Source organism: Halomonas sp. (assembly GCF_041689495.1).
In the GTDB taxonomy this organism is placed as follows: Bacteria; Pseudomonadota; Gammaproteobacteria; order Pseudomonadales; family Halomonadaceae; genus Halomonas.
In genome coordinates, this window is sequence record NZ_JBDNGD010000468.1 from 1 (window position 1) to 3,474 (window position 3,474).

Genomic DNA, 3,474 nt, shown 5'->3' on the forward strand with positions numbered 1-3,474 from the left:
AAGCTGCCATGCTCGGGTGCCGTGACGCGATTGCGCTCATCCACCTGGATGCTGGCACTCTCGAACCAGGATGCCGGATTCGGCTGGAAGCCGAAGGCCACCACCACGGCATCGGCCGGGATGATCTCCTCCGAGCCCGGAACTACTTCGGGACGCTGACGGCCATTCTCGTCGGGTTCGCCGAGACGGGTACGAACCACCTTGACGCCCTCCACCTTGCCCTCACCCACCACGGCAACCGGCTGGCGATTGAACAGGAACTCCACACCTTCCTCGCGGGCATTACCCACCTCGCGGCGGGAACCCGGCATGTTCTGCTCGTCACGGCGGTAGGCACAGGTCACGCTGGCGGCACCCTGTCGGATGGCGGTGCGGTTACAATCCATGGCGGTATCGCCGCCGCCCAGCACCACCACGCGCTGATCCTTGAAGGAAACGTAATCCTGGGGATCCTTCTCGAACCCCAGGCAATGATTGACATTGGCGATCAGGTAGTCGAGCGCCTTGTGGACGCCGGGAAGATCCTCGCCAGGAAAGCCCCCTTCCATGTACTTGTAAGTGCCCATGCCCATGAAAACGGCATCATACTCCTCGAGCAGGTCGTCAAAATTCACGTCCTTGCCGATCTCGGTATTGAGCCGGAACTCGATCCCCATCTCCTCGAACACGGCACGACGACGCTTCATGACGGTCTTCTCGAGCTTGAACTCGGGGATACCGAAGGTCAGAAGGCCGCCGATCTCCGGATACTTGTCGAAGACCACCGGCCTGACGCCGTTGCGCACCAGGATATCAGCACAGCCAAGCCCCGCCGGACCGGCACCGATTACCGCCACCTTCCTGTCGGTCCAGGTCACCTTGGACATGTCCGGACGCCAGCCCATGGCGAAGGCGGTGTCGGTGATGTACTTCTCCACCGAGCCGATGGTCACCGCACCGAAGCCGTCATTGAGGGTGCAGTCACCCTCGCAGAGTCGATCCTGGGGGCAGACCCGGCCGCACACCTCGGGCAGGGTATTGGTCTTGTGCGACAGTTCCGCCGCCTCGAGGAGGTTGCCCTCGGCCACCAGCTGGAGCCAGTTGGGAATATAGTTGTGAACCGGGCACTTCCACTCGCAGTAGGGGTTGCCGCAATGCAGGCAACGGTGCGCCTGACTCGCCGCATCCTGGGGCTTGTAGGCCTCGTAGATCTCGGCGAACTCCCGTGTGCGGGTCCGCACCTCCTTCTTGCTTGGGTCCTGACGACCCACATCGATGAACTGGAAATCGTTGCTCAGACGGTTTGCCATGATCAGACTCCTCTTGACTGGCGTGTTCGGGACGCCGATGGCCCACTTATTCCGGCTGACGCCGTCTTTCTTATTCCGGCTGACGCCGGGACTGGGCCAGCAGGCTGCTCAGACTTGCCGCCTTGGGCTTGACCAGCCAGAAGTGACGGATGAAATCGCTGAAGTCCTCGAGGATCGCCCGGCCACGCTGTGAGCCGGTCTCGGCGACGAACTCCTCGACCATCTCGCGCAGGTGACGACGGTAGGCCTCCATCGCCTCGGTGTTCACCCGATGGATTTCCACCAGTTCATGGTTGTACTTGTCGACGAAGGAGCGATCCTTATCCAGCACATAGGCGAAGCCACCGGTCATGCCCGCACCGAAGTTGACGCCCGTTTCTCCCAGCACGCAAAGCACGCCGCCCGTCATGTATTCACCGCAGTGGTCACCGGCGCCTTCGATCACCGCCTGAGCACCGGAATTGCGGACCCCGAAACGCTCCCCGGCGGTACCGGCGGCGAACAACTTGCCCCCGGTGGCACCGTACAGGCAGGTATTGCCGACGATCGCCGTCCTGTGGCTCTCGAAGGTGCTCTCCCTCGGCGGCACGATGACCACCTTGCCGCCGTTCATGCCCTTGCCGACGTAGTCGTTGGCATCGCCTTCCAGATAGAGGTGCAGGCCACGAGCATTCCAGACACCGAAGCTCTGGCCTGCCACACCGGTGAAGCGCGCTACCAGGGGCGTATCCTCCAGCCCCGCCTCCCCGTGACGCTTGGCAATGGCGCCGGAGATCAGGGCGCCCACGCTGCGGTCGCAGTTGGTGATGCTGAAATGGAACTCACCACCGGATTTCTGCTCGATAGCCTCCTTCAGGGCCACCAATACTTCCTGGTTCTTGGCGCCCGGATCATGGGGCACGTTGCGGCTGATCTGGCAGAACTGGGGTGCATCGGCCGGAATGAAATCATTCTCCAGCAGAGGCGACAGATCAAGCTTGCGCTGGGACGGGGTAATGCCCTCGAGCACCTCGAAGAGATCGGTGCGGCCGATGAGCTCGGTGAGCTGGCGCACGCCCAGCATGGCCATGAGCTCCCGGACTTCCTCGGCAATGAAGCGGAAGTAGTGCTTGACCATGTCGACGGTGCCGCGGAAGTGCTCGTCGCGCAGGTAGTCGTGCTGAGTCGCCACCCCGGTGGCGCAATTGTTCAGGTGACAGATACGCAGATACTTGCAGCCCAGTGCCACCATGGGCGCGGTGCCGAAGCCGAAGCTCTCGGCGCCGAGGATCGCCGCCTTGACCACGTCGAGGCCGGTCTTGAGGCCGCCATCGGTCTGCAGCCGGATCTTGTCACGCAGGCCATTGATGCGCAGCGCCTGGTGCACCTCGGGCAGGCCCAGCTCCCACGGGCTGCCGGCATGCTTGATGGAGGTCAGGGGGCTCGCCGCGGTACCACCGTCATAACCGGATACGGTGATCAGGTCAGCATAGGCCTTGGCCACGCCGGTGGCGATGGTGCCGATGCCTGGCTCGGAGACCAGCTTGACGGAAACCTGGGCGTCCGGATTGACCTGCTTGAGGTCGAAGATCAACTGGGCCAGGTCCTCGATGGAATAGATATCGTGGTGCGGTGGCGGCGAGATGAGAGTCACGCCGGGCACGGAATAGCGCAAGCGGGCGATCAGTTCGTTGACCTTGCCGCCGGGCAACTGGCCGCCTTCACCCGGCTTGGCACCCTGGGCCACCTTGATCTGCAACACCTCTGCATTGACGAGGTAATGCGGGGTGACACCGAAGCGCCCCGAGGCGATCTGCTTGATCTTGGAGGAGCGGATGGTGCCGTAGCGAGCCGGATCCTCACCCCCTTCACCGGAATTGGAGCGCCCGCCCGCCTCGTTCATGGCCTGGGCCAGGGACTCATGGGCCTCCGGTGACAGGGCACCCAGGGACATGCCGGCGCTGTCGAAGCGCGGGATGAGATCATCGATGGACTCGACTTCCTCGAGAGGCACAGGCTCGGCGGACGGCTTCAGCTTTAGCAGGTCTCGCAGGGTCGCCGGGGCGCGTTCGTTGACCAGGGCGGCAAATTTCTTCCACTTCTCGTAACTGCCCTCCTGCACGGCCTGCTGCAGGGACATGACCACGTCCGGGTTGTAGGCATGGTACTCGTGACCATGAACATACTTGAGCATTCCGCCCTGGGA

General features: G+C 63.0%; 2 protein-coding genes. Both read right to left on the bottom strand.

Going from position 1 to position 3,474, the window contains the following annotated elements:
• Window positions 1–1,289, bottom strand: a 1,289-nt coding sequence (locus ACESMD_RS14240; protein WP_372614280.1) for an FAD-dependent oxidoreductase, incomplete at its 3' end; no start/stop codon positions are given.
• Window positions 1,290–1,359: 70 nt separating this feature from the next.
• On the bottom strand, window positions 1,360–3,474 hold a 2,115-nt coding region (gene gltB / locus ACESMD_RS14245), incomplete at its 5' end, for a glutamate synthase large subunit (protein ID WP_372614282.1).